Raw genomic sequence first — 16,184 nt, forward strand, 5'->3', positions numbered from 1 at the left:
CATCTGTATCAGGAGTTTAATACTCGATTTATAAATTCAGCTTTGGCTTCAGTATATTTTTCTCTGTCCTCACGAAATTCAGTCGCTAACTGCTTTTTTAGAAGCCCGTATTCCTTCGCGAGTAAAGGAGATTCCCGTAACTTGTCTCGAAATTCAATCTGTTCTTCCCACCGGTTTTCTGTGCCTTTCATGAGATGCAAATGAGCAACTCGTTTATCATCTTTCACTTTCACAAAAAATCTGCGCCAGGGCTTTCCATCCAATTCAGGTGGTACATAGTGCCAACCATATGCGGTTAAAGTATCAACAATCGCATTCATCATGTCAAACGATTCGATACGAATCATCAGATCTATAATTGGTTTTGCAGGTAAACCGGGAACTGCTGTACTACCTATATGTTCTGCTCCCTTAATATCAAATTTTGAAAGTACGTCAGACAACTCTCTTGTTTCACGTAGACCATATGTTTCCCATTGCATATTTGCATCTTCTATTTCAATCGCCTCATATGCCCAAATAGGAATCGTTAAGTGATCAGGATTCTCTTCTTTCATGAGTTTGATTCATCTCCTTGAAAGTACTCTCTGTGGCGAAGCTAATCTTGAAAGAACAAAAGACATCATCATAAAAATGTGTTTGAGGTCTTTTGGACGATCATGCTTCGTGGCTGAACTGCCACTGGACACCGAACTGGTCTTCGAGCATGCCATACGCCTTGCTCCAAAATGTCTCTTGAAGCGGCATCAAGACACGTCCGTTCACAGAGAGCGCTTCGAACTCACGATGGATGGCATCGAGGTCGTCCGTGACGACAGCGAGCGTGACATTGTCCCCGAACGTGACCGGTCCGTCAGGCATGGCATCGGAAAACATGAGCGATGAGCCGTGAATCAAGAGTCGGGTATGCAGCACGAGATCAGCCATTTCACTCGGCACCGGTTGACCGTCTGGACCAGGTTGATCACCGAACGTCATGATGTCTGGAGCAGCGTGTTTGAATACGTCCGCATAAAAGTTCACGGCGTCTCGACAGTTCCCGTTAAAGTTGAGATACGGATTGATGGGCATAGCAAGTTCCTCCTCGGATTCATAATATTCATTATAGAACATATGTTCGTAAAACGCAAGTGAGCCCAACTAAATTCGATTGTGTGATTGAACCCAATTGAGACTTGGGAATAAAGTGAATAGAGAACAAAATAGACGAAAGAAGGCGAACTATCATGAATCTCACGAAAGGACGTATCCTCGAATTCGGATTCGTCTTGTTCATGGCGGTCATGCTCGTGACATCGATTCTAGAAGAATCATGGTTTGATGCGAGTGTGGCGGGGGCCGGAATCATCTCTGGTCTCATCCCGTTTTTTATCGAAAAGACGTTCAAAACAGAACTCGATAGCAAAATGAAGGTGGCGTATATCCTGTTCCTATTTGCCTCACAGTATTTAGGGTCGATCGTCGGATTGTACGGGAACGGTTGGTGGGATACGTTCCTTCATCTCTTGAGCGGTATCTTTCTCGCATTCTTAGGATTCGACTTCTTCAGTCGGCTCGATGACGACATTCGGACCGAGATCCCGAAACGATTTTTATTCGTATACGTTGTCGTCTTTTCAATGGCCGGTGCGGCTCTTTGGGAGATGTATGAATTCACATCTGACGTCGTGTTGAACACGACGATGCAAGGGAACGGGAACGACGATACGATGGTCGACATCATCGCCGGGTCACTCGGTGGAGTGCTCGCAGCGTTCTTCGTCGTGACGCTCCATCAACGGGAAAAAGCCAAACAAAAGAGACACATGAAAAAAAGTTCGTGATTCACGAGCTTTTTTATTTGTAATCATTCTAATCTTTTATTAATATCAAGATTGTAATAATTATAAATAACGGGAGGCAATCATATGGATCAACATCGTCAACTAACTACTAACCAAGGCGTACCAATCGGGGATAACGCTAACTCCATCACTGCGGGTCGTCGGGGACCGACGCTTCTCGAAGACTATCAATTAATTGAGAAATTAGCGCATTTCGATCGTGAACGTGTACCAGAACGTGTCGTTCATGCGAGAGGGGCAGGGGCGCATGGTGTCTTCACTGTAAAAAATAGTATGAAACGATATACGAAAGCCGCCTTCTTGCAAGAAGAAGGGCAAGAGACGCCTGTGTTTGCGCGCTTCTCGACCGTCATCCACGGATTAGGTTCACCGGAGACGCTTCGTGACCCACGCGGTTTCGCCGTCAAGTTTTACACGGAAGAAGGGAACTATGATTTCGTCGGAAACAACTTACCGGTCTTCTTCATCCGTGACGCGATTAAATTCCCGGACGTGATTCACTCGCTCAAGCCGAACCCACAAACGAATCTTCAAGACCCGGACCGCTTCTTCGACTTCATGTCGCTCACACCGGAATCAACGAACATGCTCGTGCATCTCTTCAGTGACGAAGGCATTCCGGCATCGTATCGCCACATGCGCGGGTCATCCGTCCATTCCTTCAAGTGGGTGAATGAATTCGGCAACACGGTGTACATAAAGATGCGCTGGGTACCGAAGCAAGGGATTCAAAACTTGTCGATGGAAGAAGCGGCGAAAATCCAAGCAGAAGACTTCAACCATGCGACACGTGATCTGTTCAACGCCATTGAAAATGGAGACTATCCGGAATGGGATCTATATGTACAGATTCTCGACCCAGCGGACATGGACAACTTTGACTTCGACCCGCTCGATGCGACGAAAGATTGGTTCGAAGATGTCATCCCGTATCAATTGGTTGGAACGATGACCCTCAACAAAAATGTCGATAATTTCTTCGCTGAGACTGAGTCGGTCGGTTTCAACCCAGGCGTCCTCGTACCAGGGATCCAGCCGTCAGAAGACAAGATGCTCCAAGGACGACTCTTCTCGTATTCGGATACGCAGCGTTACCGCATCGGACCGAACTATCTCCAACTCCCGATCAACTGCCCGTTCGCTCAAGTCGCGAACAACCAGCGTGACGGGGCGATGCCGTTCAAGCAACAGACGAGCCCGGTCAACTACGAGCCGAACCGTTACGAAGACGCGCCGAAGCCAAATGCGGACTATATCGAGACCCCGCAACCGATCACAGGCGTGACGGGTCGTCAGAAGATTGAGAAGACGAACGACTTCGGTCAGGCCGGAGAAGTGTACCGTCGCTATTCTCAGGAAGAGAAGGATGCGCTCATCCGTAACCTCGTCGCTCACATCAAAGAAGTTCGTCATGAGAAGACCGTTCTCCTCTTGATCTGCAACTTCTATCGTGCAGACCGTGAACTCGGGGAACGTCTCTCGAACGAGTTGAACATCGATCTCGCACCATTCTTAAACCAAATGTCAAATTAACCGAGTAGCCGCGGTCATGTACCGCGGTTTTTTGTATGCAAAAAGACGTCCCTCTCATAGAGAAACGTCTTGTTCATTGTTGTTATTCACCGACCATCCCATCACCGTCTCGGTCGTCCATATACTGGTACAACCAATGATCACGCGTGATCGGCATCTCAAATCCGGCGTTTTTTGCTTCTTTGATGGTCACTTGCCCGTTCCCGTCAACGTCGATATCGGATAAGTCGCGTTCCTCGACTGGATCTGTCGTCACTGCAGGAGGGGAGTCGTCCGTCAAATCGAGCGATTCGTTCACCTCTTCTGGATCCGCGTTATCATACGAATCCGTGACCGTGTTGCCGCGTACGGTATACGTATATTGATAGTGGGAAGGAATCTGAGTCGTTGTATTCGGGTAGGTGATGATGGCTTCGAAGTTTTTCGCTCCGCCGGCTTTTCGAATGACATCTTCCATGAACGCTTGGTCCCCGTAACGGTTGAGTGCGCTGTTTTGTGGTGTGATGTTATAGGCGTTCGAGACGCCGCCGAGCGAATCGGCAATGATATGACCTTCATCGAGGTTTGGGTCTTCGACACCTGGAACTTTCGCCTCGTCTGAATAGTAACGTCCTGAAGAATTGACGTCTTCGGTCTTATCATCCTGCAGAACAATCTCATCGGCAATCACGCGAACCAGCTGACCATGCTCGTTCGTGAACGCCCAGTACTCCCGGTCGCCGAAGCCGATATCGACAACGACATTTGCTTCACGATTACCGGATTGATCGCCGCCATCCACCTCGATCAACGTATAGCCCTCAAATACATCTTCTTCCTGTTCAGGTGAAGGTGTCTCGGTGGTCTGTTCCTCTTGTGCCGGTTCCTCTTCAACAGTGTCCTCGGTCGACGTCGAGACACTCACATCGGCATCCGTACAACCGGAGAGGAACAGCACCCCAAGTAAGAATGGAATGTAAAATGGTATTCTTTTCATGTATCTCGCTCCTTATTCGAAGTTAGGCTATCGTATTTACTATGTAGCTTATAATGATAGCATAAGAAAACAAGATATGAGCGTTCTCTCCTCAAAATGTGCTCAATGGATTCCTCTCATTTGTGGATTCAGAGAGCTTGTGCCAAGATTAAAAAAAAGGGGGAAGAACGTATGAACGAAGTGATTGAGACCTTATTGAACCACCGTTCCGTCCGTGACTTTACGGACGAGACATTAACAGATGAACAAATCCAGACCATCGTCGAGAGCGCACAACGGGCATCGACATCTAGCTTCATCCAAGCCTACTCCATCATCGGGGTGACCGATGATGTGAAAAAGAAACGACTCGCCGAGATTGCGGGCAATCAGTCCTATGTCGTCGAGAACGGTCACTTTTTTGTTTTTTGTGCAGACCTGCATCGTCATGAAATGATTGGTGAGCTACAGGAGACTGAAGTATCTACGACGCTTGAGACGGATGAGAAGCTTTTGGTTGCTGTGATTGACGCGGCGCTCGCCTCACAAAATGCGGCCGTAGCGGCAGAGTCGATGGGACTCGGCATCTGTTATATCGGAGGCATTCGGAACGACCTCTTTGCTGTGAAAGAAGTGCTCGAATTGCCGGAGCGGGTCATTCCGCTTTTCGGGATGGCAGTCGGTGTACCGGCTTCAGTCGAAGATCAAAAACCTCGTCTCCCGTCCCATCACGTCTACCATGAGAATACGTACGAGACGAATCCAGAACGCATCAAACAGTCCCTTTCGGATTATGATGCATTGATCCATGATTACTACATGGTCCGTGGCTCGAATCCGCGTAAGGATACTTGGACCGGACAGATGGGGCGCATGTTGTCGAAATCGACACGTCTTGACGTCAAAGACTTTTTGAAAGCACAAGGCTATTTGAAGCAATAAGAGAAACCGCCGACAACGCAATGTCGGCGGTTTTATGATGTTCAATGTAGTTGAGCGTCGAGCCAATTCTTGTCGATGGCACCAAATTGTTTCGCGATGATCACGCCAGATTCATCGAGCACATACGTCGTTGGCATCGCTTGAATCCGATACGCATCACCGACTTGGCCGTCGCGGTCATAGACGACGGTAAAGGCATCTTCGTATGGTTCGACAAATGAGACAGCGTTGTCCGGGTCGCGCTCGCTCGTCGTTGTGTTGACGGCGACAATCGTCACGTCGTCTCGTTTTTTCGCGAAATTCGCCATATCGGGCATCTCTGCACGACACGGCGGACACCAAGACGCCCAGAAGTTGACGACGACGCGCTGACCACGTAACGATGCTAAGTCGAACGTACTCCCATCGGTTCGCTGTAGTGCGAACGAAGGAGGGATTTGTCCGATATTTAGCCCGGTCGACGCCGTCTCTCTCGTGACAGTTTGTTCTTCCTGTTCAGGTATGGCTACATTCACGACCGCGAGCAACACAAGTACACCGATACTGAGTTGAATCGCTTTTCTGGAAGGGCGAGCGAGAACAACGCTCAATCCGAACAGGATGGTGACGATTCCGATTGTCCACCATTGAATCTGTCCGACCGCATTCGATTCGAATAACCAAATACTAGATGCACCGAATGTGGTCCAAAGAATGTTCCCACGTGTCGGTTGATGCATCCAGCGCCACGTCATCCCGAGTAGCAGAAGGATGAGGGTTGCACTCCATACATGAATCGGCTGATCTGGGAAACGCCAAATCGTTCCGTACATTGGAACCGCGAGCGTCATACCGAACCAAATGAAAAGGCCGCTCAGCACCCAATAGCCTAAAAGGTCTCGGTCGAGACGATAGACGAACCAAAGGACAATAGCGACCGCAATCCATTGAGACCAAGCGCCTCCCGTTGCATAAAGCGCGAGCGACAGGTCACGTGTCGTCAACAGACCAATGACGATGGCGCTCCCTTTCCAGGCAAGAAAACCATAGAACCATGTGCCGATGACGGCTTCCCGTTGTTTACTCGTCAGTCCGTGAGCGCGAAAGATCCCGTAAAGGACGACAAGGCTTAGTAAAAAGATGAGTAAATCGAAACGAATGTTAAGTGGACCGATTGCGACCACGTCTTTCCCTCCTAAACAAAAGGCGCCCCTCTCGAAGCGGGCGCCATATTCCTAGTCAGTATAGCATTACTTGATTTGTTGAGCGTTCAAGACAGTCTTCATCGCGCCGTAGCCACCAAGGATGTTGTGGATATCTTTGTAGCCGAGCGATTGAAGGACACTTGCCGCCATGCGTGAACGGACGCCTGATGCACAGTGGACCGCAATCGTTTGGTCTGTCGGAAGACCTTCGTGATTCCGTACGAGTTTACCGAGCAAGATGCGCTCTGCTTTTTCGTAATGGCTCGCGTTCCATTCGGTCGCGTTTCGAACGTCGAGGACGAACACGTCACCTTTTTCAGCAGCTTCGATGGCTTCTTCTGCCGTCACGTCCGTATACGTTTCCGTCAAGAGCGATGCGTCGAGTTCTTCGACTGGGACGATGAAGCGGAGGCGGTCAAGACCGATTGATTGAAGATCAGTTTGTACTTGATCGACATCTTCCGCACTCGCGATAAGTGTGATGTCTTTGTCGAAGTTGACGAGCCAGCCAGCCCACGAGACGAACTTGTTGTTGTACGGGATATTGATTGTCCCAGGGACGTGTCCGTTCGCAAAGTCCTCACCTTTACGCGTATCGACGACCTGTGTATTTTCAACAAGTGTATCGAGACGATCTGTACCTACGATTTCTGGGCTAGCGATTTCTGTCGTCACTTGAATGCCTTCTTTGTTTACTTTCTTCATCATGGCGAAGTAGTTCGGTGGTTCGGGTTGATCCGTTGTCAACTCTTTGATGAAGGCATCTTTATCCGTCATTTGAAGGGCCCAGTTCGTTGCTTTCTCGTAACCGACTGTCGATGTCGGAATCGCGCCGAGCGCTTTCCCACAAGCACTACCAGCACCGTGTCCAGGCCAAACTTGAACGAAGTCAGGGAGCGCCATGAACTTTTTGAGTGAATCAAACATTTGTTCCGCACCGATTGCCGTCGTTCCTTTCACACCGGCTGCTTCTTCGAGAAGGTCAGGGCGACCGATATCTCCGACGAAGACGAAGTCGCCTGTGAAGATCCCCATCGGTTGTGTTTGGTTCCGGTCATACAGAAGGAACGAAATGTGTTCTGGTGTGTGACCCGGTGTGTGCATGACTTCAAGTGTCACATTACCGACTTTGAATGTGTCACCGTCTTTCACGAGTTGTGCATCGATGTCTTTGGCGAATGCGTATTTCCATGAAGCGTCGCCTTCATCTGATAAATAAGCTTTCGAACCTGTCCGCTTCGCGAGTTCGAGTGAGCCCGATACGAAGTCCGCATGGATGTGTGTCTCAGCTGTTGCAACAATGTTCATGCCTTCTTTTTTCGCTTCTTGAAGATATGGCTCGATGTTACGGGCCGGGTCGATAACAATCGCTTCTCCTGTCATTTGGCAACCGACCATATATGAAGCTTGTGCTAATTTTTCATCATAAAAATAACGTAATAACATGTGAAATTCCCCCTATGACTAAAATAATGGTTTTTATTCGACTTCGCCTTGCCAGCTCATCATCCCACCGTCAACGTTCGTGACGTCGAATCCAAGTGAGTCGAGGTAAGCAGATGCGTTCATGCTGCGTCCGCCAGCTGCGCAAATAACGTGAATTGGTTTAGAGCGATCGAGCTCATCGACTTTTGCCCCGAATTCAGAAAGTGGTACGTTTTTCGCTTGTTTGATGTGGCCGCCGGCATATTCATCCACTTCTCGCACATCAATCAAATTGAGTGATTCGTCCGCTTGGAGTAATGCTTCTAATTCAGTAGTCGTAATCGTCTTCATGAGTCTTTGATCTCCTTTTCGTGTGTAAGGTTTTTTGGCAACGAGAATGTTTCGTTGGCTTTAATATACCCCCTAAGGTATAATGAGCGCAAGTGAAAAGAATTGGAGGCGAAAAAATGAAGAGAATTTCCTTATTTGTCGGGATTTTGGCTATAATGGCGATTTTTATCTTTGTAATCACATCAGAAAAGGATGGGATAACGAAAATTGATGCTGAAACTCTACAAAACAAATTGGAAAACGAGGAAATAACACTCCTTGACGTTCGAGAAGTGTCCGAATACGAGGGGGGGCATATTGAAGGAGCGGTGAACGCACCACTTTCTTCATTAGATGCCAACGAGTTGCCGTATCCGAAAGACGAGCCGATCTACGTCATCTGTCGGAGTGGGAACCGAAGTGCTCAGGCTGCTAGCCGATTAGAAGAGGCCGGCTATACCGAAATCTATGATGTGTCAGGCGGCATGATGGCTTGGGAAGCTTCTGAATAAGAAGAGAATAAAAGGATAATGGAGGAATCGAAATGGAGTTTGGGTTTATCATTACTATTTTTTTAATTGGTTTCATCGGGTCATTTATTTCAGGGATGGTCGGGATTGGTGGGTCAATCATCAAATATCCGATGTTGTTGTACATCCCACCACTCTTGGGATTTGCAGCGTTCAGTGCCCACGAAGTATCGGGAATCAGCGCCATTCAAGTGTTCTTTGCGACAATCGGTGGGATATATGCCTATCGTAAAGGCGGATATTTAAACAAACAGTTGATTTTATATATGGGTGTGTCGGTCTTGATTGGTAGTTTCATTGGGGGATACGGATCGACGTTGCTATCTGAAACAGCCATCAATGTCGTTTACGCCGTACTCGCGACGATTGCGACTGTGATGATGTTTTTACCGAAACCACAAGTGGACGATATGCCACTTGATCAAGTCCAGTTCAACAAGATGATTGCCGCAAGCTCTGCATTCATTGTCGGAGTCGCAGCAGGAATCGTTGGAGCGGCAGGGGCGTTCATTCTCATGCCGATCATGCTCGTCGTTCTGCGCATCCCGACAAAAATGGCGATTGCAAGCTCACTCGCCATCACGTTTATCTCGTCCATCGGGTCGACGTTCGGGAAAATCATCACAGACCAAATCGTCTGGGGTCCGGCGATTATTATGATTATCGCCAGTCTGATTGCCGCACCGATCGGGGCGAATGTCGGTAAAAATATGCATACAAAAGCGTTGCAATGGATTTTGGCGTTACTCATCTTGGCCAGTACCATCAAAATTTGGAGCGACTTAATCTCGTAAAAAAACACGATGCCATTTGTTCGGCATCGTGTTTTTTGTGTTACTTCGTAATGAAATAGTAGAGAAGACCGAGTCCGATAAACGAGGCGGGGAGCAAGATGACGTAAACCCAAGAAACCATCGACCAACTTTTTTTCTGGCTATACGTGGAATGGTCTTTGCCGAGCCCGACCATGATGGTGAATATGAGTGCGATCAAACAGACAAGCAATGCTAACCCGATGGTGAGAACCATATCGTCACATCCTTCTTTAGTGCTGTTATCTTTATGATATCGTATACCGTTGAGAGACTTCTGGCATAATATTGAGATTGTGTGACAAAGATAATTGAGACGTATCACACCTATAGCATCACAGGAGAAAAAATCCCTTTCGAACGAATCGAAAGGGATTGAATGTTTATTCCGCGAACGTTTTGCTTCGGAACATAAACGCCGTGATGAGGTAGAAGGCGATGATATGAAGGGCGACATAGAAAATCGAGAAGCCCATCGTCGCGTCCATCGCTTTCATGAACTCTGGGTTGACGTCATAGATGGAAAGATCCGTATGCAAGAAGACGATCCATTTCGCAAGCTCGGGTTTCCAGGCGACGAGAAGTCCACCGATGATACTCGAAGCGAAGTTCGCGAGCACCGTGAATCCGATGACGACCCCGACCGACTTGAAGACGACCGAGAACATGAGCGTCAAGAAGATGATGAAGATTGGTCCGCTCACACTGATGAGAATCGGACGGACGACATCCCATGTGACAGAGCCGTCTAACGTGAGCGAGAAGCCGAACGCGACGACTAAGATGAAAACAAATTGGAGCAACATGACGAGAACGGCCATGACGAGTTTCGACAACAAGATGCGGTCTCGGGAATATGGACTCATCAAGAGATGCTTCAACGTGTCAAATTTCAATTCGTTCCCGACCATCTCGGCTGTAAAGACGATCGTAAAGATACTTAGGAAGGCGATGGCGCCCATCGTTGAGAATTCAAAGAACGATGCCGCTTCCGGTGTCCCGTCTCCACTGGCTAATACAGCGTATACGATGAGGATGATTGCCGTATATACGCCTAAAGCGACGTAAGGCTTAATCGTGCGGCGCCATTTCATCCATTCATTGCTGAGTAATGAACGCATTGTTCGTACCTCCTTCTTTTTTTGTCAATTTCAAGAATTGTTCTTCGAGCGACTCGTGTTTCATGCCAATTTGATAGACGGCGATATCACGCTCGATTAATTGTTTCAGTAAGACCGGAATGTCCGTCTCCTGTCGCGGCACGATAAACGACTCGGCAGATTGCTGGACGATCTTCACGTCATCGAAGGTGAGGGCGGCAACATCGAGTGCCTCATTCATCTGCTCTTTGGCAACTTTACAGAGGATGACGCTGTCTGCTTTCGTCTTCCCGTCTTCCACTGATTTGATTTGTCCTTGGTCGATGATGGCGAAGCGGTCGGTGATCAATTCCATCTCGCTCAACAAATGACTCGAAATCAAGATGGCGATTCCACGGTGATCGGCAAGGTGACGTAAGTAATTTCGGAGGTCGGCGATGCCGGCTGGGTCGAGCCCGTTCGTCGGTTCATCCAAGATGAGTACTTTCGGATTATGCAACAAGGCACGGGCAATCCCGAGGCGCTGTTTCATCCCGAGTGAGTACTGCTTGACTTTCATATCGAGCTTTCCGTCAAGTCCAACGAGCGCACCGAGTGCGTTCAAGTCGACTTTTTTCAAGTTCGGAATCAAGTTCATGGCGTGAATCAAGTTTTCACGACCGGTCATGTACGGATAGAACGCCGGATTCTCGACGATGGCTCCGATGCGGCTGAGCGCTTCTTGGCGATTGTTTGCTACGTCATACCCATCGACCGTCACAGTTCCATGCGTTGCTGGCATGAGGCCCGTGATGATTCGGATGGTTGTCGTTTTCCCGGCGCCGTTCGGTCCGAGGAATCCGAAAATTTCTCCTGGAACGACGTCAAAGCTGACATTCGTCAATACCGTTGCTTTTCCCATTTTCTTATGGACATTTTGTACGGATAACATGTGGTCACCTAGCTTTCTATTAAGAGTGATAGTGTACTGCCTACATCCCCTTCTACGGCTTGTTTGAAATAAGGTTTCATCTTTTTTTGAAATCGTTGAAACAAATTGATCATGACACAATTTATTGATAAGCAAAACTTATTGAAATGGTATGGACGAATTGTGAATTTGTAAGGGTCTTTCCGGCACGAAAGGTGTAGTATGTAGTTGAGCGTAAGAGGCAAGATTTGGTTTTGTTCACCAGGGCAGGAGAAGGGTGAACTGCTTCGGGCTACATGTTAAAATGAAAGCGTTCACAGATTGAACGTTTAGGAATGGATAAGGGGGATTTATTCAATGGGAGAGTCGTCGAATGTTCACGAGAAATCGCAGGCATTTTATGGTCCTAACTTAGGCTACATCATTGAACTGTACGAACAATATTTGGAAGACCCATCATCGGTCGATGAAGAGACGCGTCAATATTTTGATGAATTTGGCGCGCCAGAGTCATCACCGACAGAAGTGCCGGTCTCGGGTCCATCGTTTGATTTGGAGAAAGTCGTCTCGGCGACACGTCTCGTCAACGATATTCGTGCGTTCGGTCATAAAGCGGCTGATATTTATCCGTTAAAAGACCATCCGCGCGAACAGGAATTGTTCGAATTGTCACGGTACGATTTGACAGAAGACGATTTAAAACAAATTCCAGCTCGTCTTCTTTCCGACGATGCACCTAAGCCAAACGCGAGTGCTCTAGATTTATTCCGTCATTTGCTCGATGTTTATACAGGGACGGTCGCTATCGAACTCCGTCATTTAGATGATATGGAAGAGAAGAAGTGGATCCGTCGCCAAGTTGAACAAGGTGCATTGAAGCACACCTTCTCAAAAGAAGAAAAAATTGAATTGTTCAAACGTCTTGCGGAAACGGAATTGTTTGAATCGTTCCTTCATAAGACATACGTCGGACAAAAACGCTTCTCGATTGAAGGGTTAGATGCGATGGTACCACTTCTCGATGCGATGGTCGGAGGCCTTATTTCGAGTGGGTCTGAACATATCAACATCGGGATGGCTCACCGTGGACGTCTAAACGTCCTTGCTCACGTTCTCGGCAAACCGTACGAGATGATTTTTGCGGAGTTCCAACATGCACCGAACAAAGAATTGATCCCGTCTGAAGGGTCAATCGGCATCAACTTCGGATGGTCGGGCGATGTGAAATATCACCTCGGTCTCGATCGCAAAGTCGTCGAACAGCAAAAAGAAGTCCGTCTCAACTTAGCGAACAACCCGAGTCACCTCGAGTTCGTCGGGTCAGTCGTCGAAGGGTATACGCGTGCCGCACAAGATGATCGTTCTGAAAAAGGATCAGCTGTACAGCATGACGATTTGGCGGCATCGATTTTGATTCATGGAGATGCAGCGTTCCCGGGACAAGGGATTGTCGCAGAGACACTCAATATGACGAACTTGACGGGATATCGTACAGGTGGGACGGTTCACGTCATCGCCAACAATACGATCGGCTTCACAACAGACCCGAACGATTCACGCTCGACACGTTACGCAAGTGATATCGCCAAAGGGTATGAAATTCCGGTCCTCCACGTCAATGCGGATGACCCGGAAGCGTGTGTCGCTGTCGCGAAGTTGATTAGTGAATATCGCGCAAAATTCCATAAAGATATCTTGGTCGATTTGATTGGATACCGTCGTTACGGACACAACGAAATGGACGAACCGATGAACACGAACCCGGTTCTTTATAAAGCCATCAAAGGACACCAGTCCGTCCGTCACGTCTATGCCGCACAACTCGAGGCAGAAGGCGTCATGACGAAAGATGAGAAAGCACAAATCGAGCAAAAGATTGAAGAGGCGCTGAAAGCAGCGCGCGACCTCGTTCCTTCTGAAGAAGAGGATGCAGATATCGTCTTGCCGGATGCGGTCCATAAAGGATTCCCGAAAGTCGATACGAGCGTGAAACGCGATCTCTTGACTCAATTGAACGACGAATTGCTTGATTGGCCGGAAGGCTTCGGTGTCTTCCACAAACTTCAAAAAGTACTCGACCGTCGCCGTGATGCATTCAGCGAAGGTGGAAAAATCGACTGGGGACATGCGGAGACACTCGCATTCGCGTCGATTCTTTCAGACGGTACGCCGGTTCGTTTGAGTGGTCAAGATTCCGAACGTGGAACATTCGCTCAGCGGAACATCATGTTGAACGATGTCGAGTCAGGGAAGAAATTCTCGCCACTCCACCAGTTATCGACAGCAAAAGCATCGTTCTCGGTCTATAACAGCCCGCTCTCAGAAGGTTCGGTGCTTGGATTTGAATATGGTTACAACGTCTTCGCACAAGACACGCTCGTCCTATGGGAAGCACAATACGGGGACTTTGCGAACTCGGCACAAGTCATGTTCGACCAGTTCATCTCGGCAGGACGTGCGAAGTGGGGTCAAAAGTCAGGCCTCGTCATGCTCTTGCCACACGGTTATGAAGGACAAGGACCAGAGCACTCGAGTGCACGGATGGAGCGTTACTTGACCCTTGCAGGAGAGAAGAACTGGACAGTCGCTAACCTTTCATCTGCGGCACAGTACTTCCATATTCTCCGTCGTCAAGCAGAGATGCTCGGTAAAGAAGAGATTCGCCCGATGATCATCATGACTCCGAAGAGCCTACTTCGTCATCCGCTCGCCACGTCACCAATCGAGGCGTTCACGGAAGAGAGTTTCAAACCGATCGTTGAACAACCAGGTCTCGGTGAGAACGCGGAGAAAGTCGAACGTCTCGTCTTCTGTACAGGGAAGATGGCAATCGATCTTGCGGAAGCGATCGGCAAGTCAGAAGAGTCACTCGACTTCTTGCATATCATCCGAGTCGAAGAAATCTATCCGTTCCCGGTACGTGAGATTCGTGACGTCATCAGCCGTTATCCGAATGCACGTGAAATCGTCTGGGTCCAGGAAGAACCGAAAAACATGGGGGCTTGGACATATATTGAGCCTCGTCTAGAAGCGGTCACTACGAACCGACTCGATGTTCGTTATATCGGCCGTCGCCGTCGTTCGAGTCCAGCTGAAGGAAATCCGACAGCTCACAAACAAGAACAAGCACGCATCATCCGTGAAGCACTCTCTCATGACGTCGTCTCGAGCGGTGCAGGCACGAGCACATATCAAAAAGATCGTAAATAAGTTAAGGGGGAACTCATTGTGATCGAAATCAAAGTACCGGAATTAGCAGAGTCCATTACAGAAGGAACGGTCGCGACATGGCTCAAACAGCCAGGCGATCAAGTTGAAAAAGGGGAAGCCATCGTCGAGCTCGAGACCGATAAAGTCAATATCGAAGTCCCGGCTGACGAAGCGGGTGTGTTAGAAGAACAACTTGCTGGAGAAGGGGACACGGTTCAAGTCGGTGAAGTCATCGCACGTCTCGGTTCAGGTTCAGGTGGCGGAACGGCTGTCGCGACGAAGACGAAGACAGAAAACGCGACTGAAACGAAAACAGAAGCACCGACTGAGAAAAAGACGGAGTCCGTCGAAGAAGGCAAGAAAGTCGAGAAACGTGAAGAACATGTTGCCAGTCCTGGGAAAGGGCCGATTGCGACACCGGCTGCACGTAAACTTGCTCGTGAGAAAGGCATCGACCTTTCAGCCGTTCAAACGAACGACCCAATGGGACGCATCAATGTCCATGACGTTTCAAAACATGAAGACAAACCAGCTGTGAAAGAACAAAAACCAGCTGCGGCAACATCTGCACCACAACCGGCTGCGAGTGGGAAAGAAGAAGAACGCATCAAAATGACGCGTCGTCGTCAGACGATCGCGAACCGTCTCGTTGAAGTGCAACAGACGGCAGCGATGCTCACGACGTTCAACGAAATTGACATGTCTGCGGTCATGGCACTTCGTAAACGTCGCCAAGAGAAGTTCGTGAAAGACAACGATGTCAAACTCGGCTTCATGTCATTCTTCACAAAAGCGGCTGTCGCGGCTCTCAAACGGATGCCTTACTTGAACGCTGAGATTCAAGGCAACGAAATCGTCTTGAAGAAATATTATGACATCGGGATCGCCGTTTCGGCGCCAGACGGTCTCGTCGTTCCGGTCGTCCGTGAAGCGGACCGTAAAAACTTCGGGGAGATCGAGAAAGACATCCTTCACCTTGCGGACAAAGCACGTAACAACAAGCTTGGGTTGAGCGACCTCACTGGCGGTACGTTCACAATCACAAACGGAGGCGTGTTCGGTTCACTCCTCTCAACACCAATCTTGAACGGACCACAAGTCGCCATCCTCGGGATGCACTCGATCCAACTCCGCCCGGTCGCAATCGACGCGGACACGATGGAGAACCGTCCGATGATGTATGTCGCACTCTCGTATGACCACCGAATCGTAGATGGTCGTGAGGCAGTGACATTCCTCAAACACATTAAAGACATGATTGAAGATCCAGAACAATTGTTGTTCGAAGCGTAAGAAGAGAAGATGCTCGCTCCTATCTTGGAGCGGGTATTTTTTTATGCCAGGTCTCAAAAGAACCCTTTTTATGGAATTTTTGTATGGATATATATGTTATCCTTGATGAAGAACAA

Annotated in this window: 16 protein-coding genes; 7 read left to right on the top strand and 9 right to left on the bottom strand. The window is 48.5% G+C overall.

What is annotated here, in order from left to right; all coding sequences use genetic code 11:
* Positions 1-8 precede the first annotated feature (8 nt).
* Complete coding sequence (locus tag KNO94_RS08540; protein WP_214778866.1) at positions 9-557, bottom strand: GrpB family protein; 549 nt, start codon at positions 555-557, stop codon at positions 9-11.
* Between the two features lie 100 nt (positions 558-657).
* The gene (locus KNO94_RS08545; RefSeq protein WP_214739459.1) at positions 658-1,071 is read right to left on the bottom strand and encodes a VOC family protein; all 414 of its coding nucleotides are present in this window, start codon (positions 1,069-1,071) and stop codon (positions 658-660) included.
* 155 nt (positions 1,072-1,226) lie between these two features.
* On the opposite strand from KNO94_RS08545, the gene KNO94_RS08550 reads away from it, so the two are divergent.
* Together KNO94_RS08550 and KNO94_RS08555 are read left to right on the top strand one after the other, a co-directional pair.
* Entirely contained in the window at positions 1,227-1,823 is a 597-nt protein-coding gene (locus KNO94_RS08550) for a DUF2238 domain-containing protein (protein ID WP_214778868.1), read from the top strand.
* An 84-nt stretch (positions 1,824-1,907) separates the two neighbouring features.
* Entirely contained in the window at positions 1,908-3,377 is a 1,470-nt protein-coding gene (locus KNO94_RS08555; protein ID WP_214778870.1) for a catalase, read from the top strand.
* An 82-nt stretch (positions 3,378-3,459) separates the two neighbouring features.
* Here the strand turns inward: KNO94_RS08555 and KNO94_RS08560 are convergent, their stop codons facing one another.
* The gene (locus KNO94_RS08560; RefSeq protein ID WP_214778872.1) at positions 3,460-4,353 is read right to left on the bottom strand and encodes a DNA/RNA non-specific endonuclease; all 894 of its coding nucleotides are present in this window, start codon (positions 4,351-4,353) and stop codon (positions 3,460-3,462) included.
* Positions 4,354-4,524: 171 nt separating this feature from the next.
* On the opposite strand from KNO94_RS08560, the gene nfsA reads away from it, so the two are divergent.
* Positions 4,525-5,274, top strand: a complete 750-nt coding sequence (nfsA, locus tag KNO94_RS08565) for an oxygen-insensitive NADPH nitroreductase (protein ID WP_214778879.1) — start codon at positions 4,525-4,527, stop codon at positions 5,272-5,274.
* Positions 5,275-5,315: 41 nt separating this feature from the next.
* Here the strand turns inward: nfsA and KNO94_RS15420 are convergent, their stop codons facing one another.
* The 3 genes from KNO94_RS15420 to KNO94_RS08580 form a co-directional block, all read right to left on the bottom strand.
* Positions 5,316-6,437: a TlpA family protein disulfide reductase gene (locus KNO94_RS15420; protein ID WP_214778881.1), complete on the bottom strand. Its 1,122-nt coding sequence runs from the start codon at positions 6,435-6,437 to the stop codon at positions 5,316-5,318.
* Between the two features lie 66 nt (positions 6,438-6,503).
* Positions 6,504-7,904, bottom strand: coding sequence for an MBL fold metallo-hydrolase (locus tag KNO94_RS08575; protein ID WP_214778884.1), 1,401 nt, complete (start codon positions 7,902-7,904; stop codon positions 6,504-6,506).
* A gap of 33 nt (positions 7,905-7,937) precedes the next feature.
* A complete protein-coding gene (locus KNO94_RS08580) occupies positions 7,938-8,234 on the bottom strand; it encodes a rhodanese-like domain-containing protein (protein ID WP_214739473.1) in 297 nt (98 codons plus the stop codon).
* Positions 8,235-8,350: 116 nt separating this feature from the next.
* On the opposite strand from KNO94_RS08580, the gene KNO94_RS08585 reads away from it, so the two are divergent.
* Entirely contained in the window at positions 8,351-8,725 is a 375-nt protein-coding gene (locus KNO94_RS08585) for a rhodanese-like domain-containing protein (protein WP_251125892.1), read from the top strand.
* 32 nt (positions 8,726-8,757) lie between these two features.
* Positions 8,758-9,537, top strand: a complete 780-nt coding sequence (locus tag KNO94_RS08590) for a sulfite exporter TauE/SafE family protein (RefSeq protein ID WP_214739474.1) — start codon at positions 8,758-8,760, stop codon at positions 9,535-9,537.
* Between the two features lie 40 nt (positions 9,538-9,577).
* Here the strand turns inward: KNO94_RS08590 and KNO94_RS08595 are convergent, their stop codons facing one another.
* From KNO94_RS08595 to KNO94_RS08605, 3 genes are all read right to left on the bottom strand, one after another.
* Entirely contained in the window at positions 9,578-9,772 is a 195-nt protein-coding gene (locus KNO94_RS08595) for a hypothetical protein (RefSeq protein ID WP_214778886.1), read from the bottom strand.
* A 166-nt stretch (positions 9,773-9,938) separates the two neighbouring features.
* Positions 9,939-10,676 (bottom strand): ABC transporter permease, encoded by a 738-nt coding sequence (locus KNO94_RS08600; protein WP_214778888.1) that lies wholly within the window; start codon positions 10,674-10,676, stop codon positions 9,939-9,941.
* Entirely contained in the window at positions 10,654-11,586 is a 933-nt protein-coding gene (locus KNO94_RS08605) for an ABC transporter ATP-binding protein (RefSeq protein ID WP_214778889.1), read from the bottom strand. Before KNO94_RS08605 ends, KNO94_RS08600 begins: the two co-directional genes overlap by 23 nt.
* 336 nt (positions 11,587-11,922) lie before the next feature.
* Here KNO94_RS08605 and KNO94_RS08610 point away from each other — a divergent pair, with 336 nt between their 5' ends.
* Positions 11,923-14,775, top strand: coding sequence for a 2-oxoglutarate dehydrogenase E1 component (locus KNO94_RS08610; protein WP_214778891.1), 2,853 nt, complete (start codon positions 11,923-11,925; stop codon positions 14,773-14,775).
* An 18-nt stretch (positions 14,776-14,793) separates the two neighbouring features.
* Positions 14,794-16,068: a 2-oxoglutarate dehydrogenase complex dihydrolipoyllysine-residue succinyltransferase gene (gene odhB / locus KNO94_RS08615; protein ID WP_214778893.1), complete on the top strand. Its 1,275-nt coding sequence runs from the start codon at positions 14,794-14,796 to the stop codon at positions 16,066-16,068.
* Positions 16,069-16,184: the final 116 nt, after the last annotated feature.

Origin of the sequence: Exiguobacterium sp. s22, from assembly GCF_018617455.1 — a bacterium.
Taxonomy (GTDB): domain Bacteria; phylum Bacillota; class Bacilli; order Exiguobacteriales; family Exiguobacteriaceae; genus Exiguobacterium.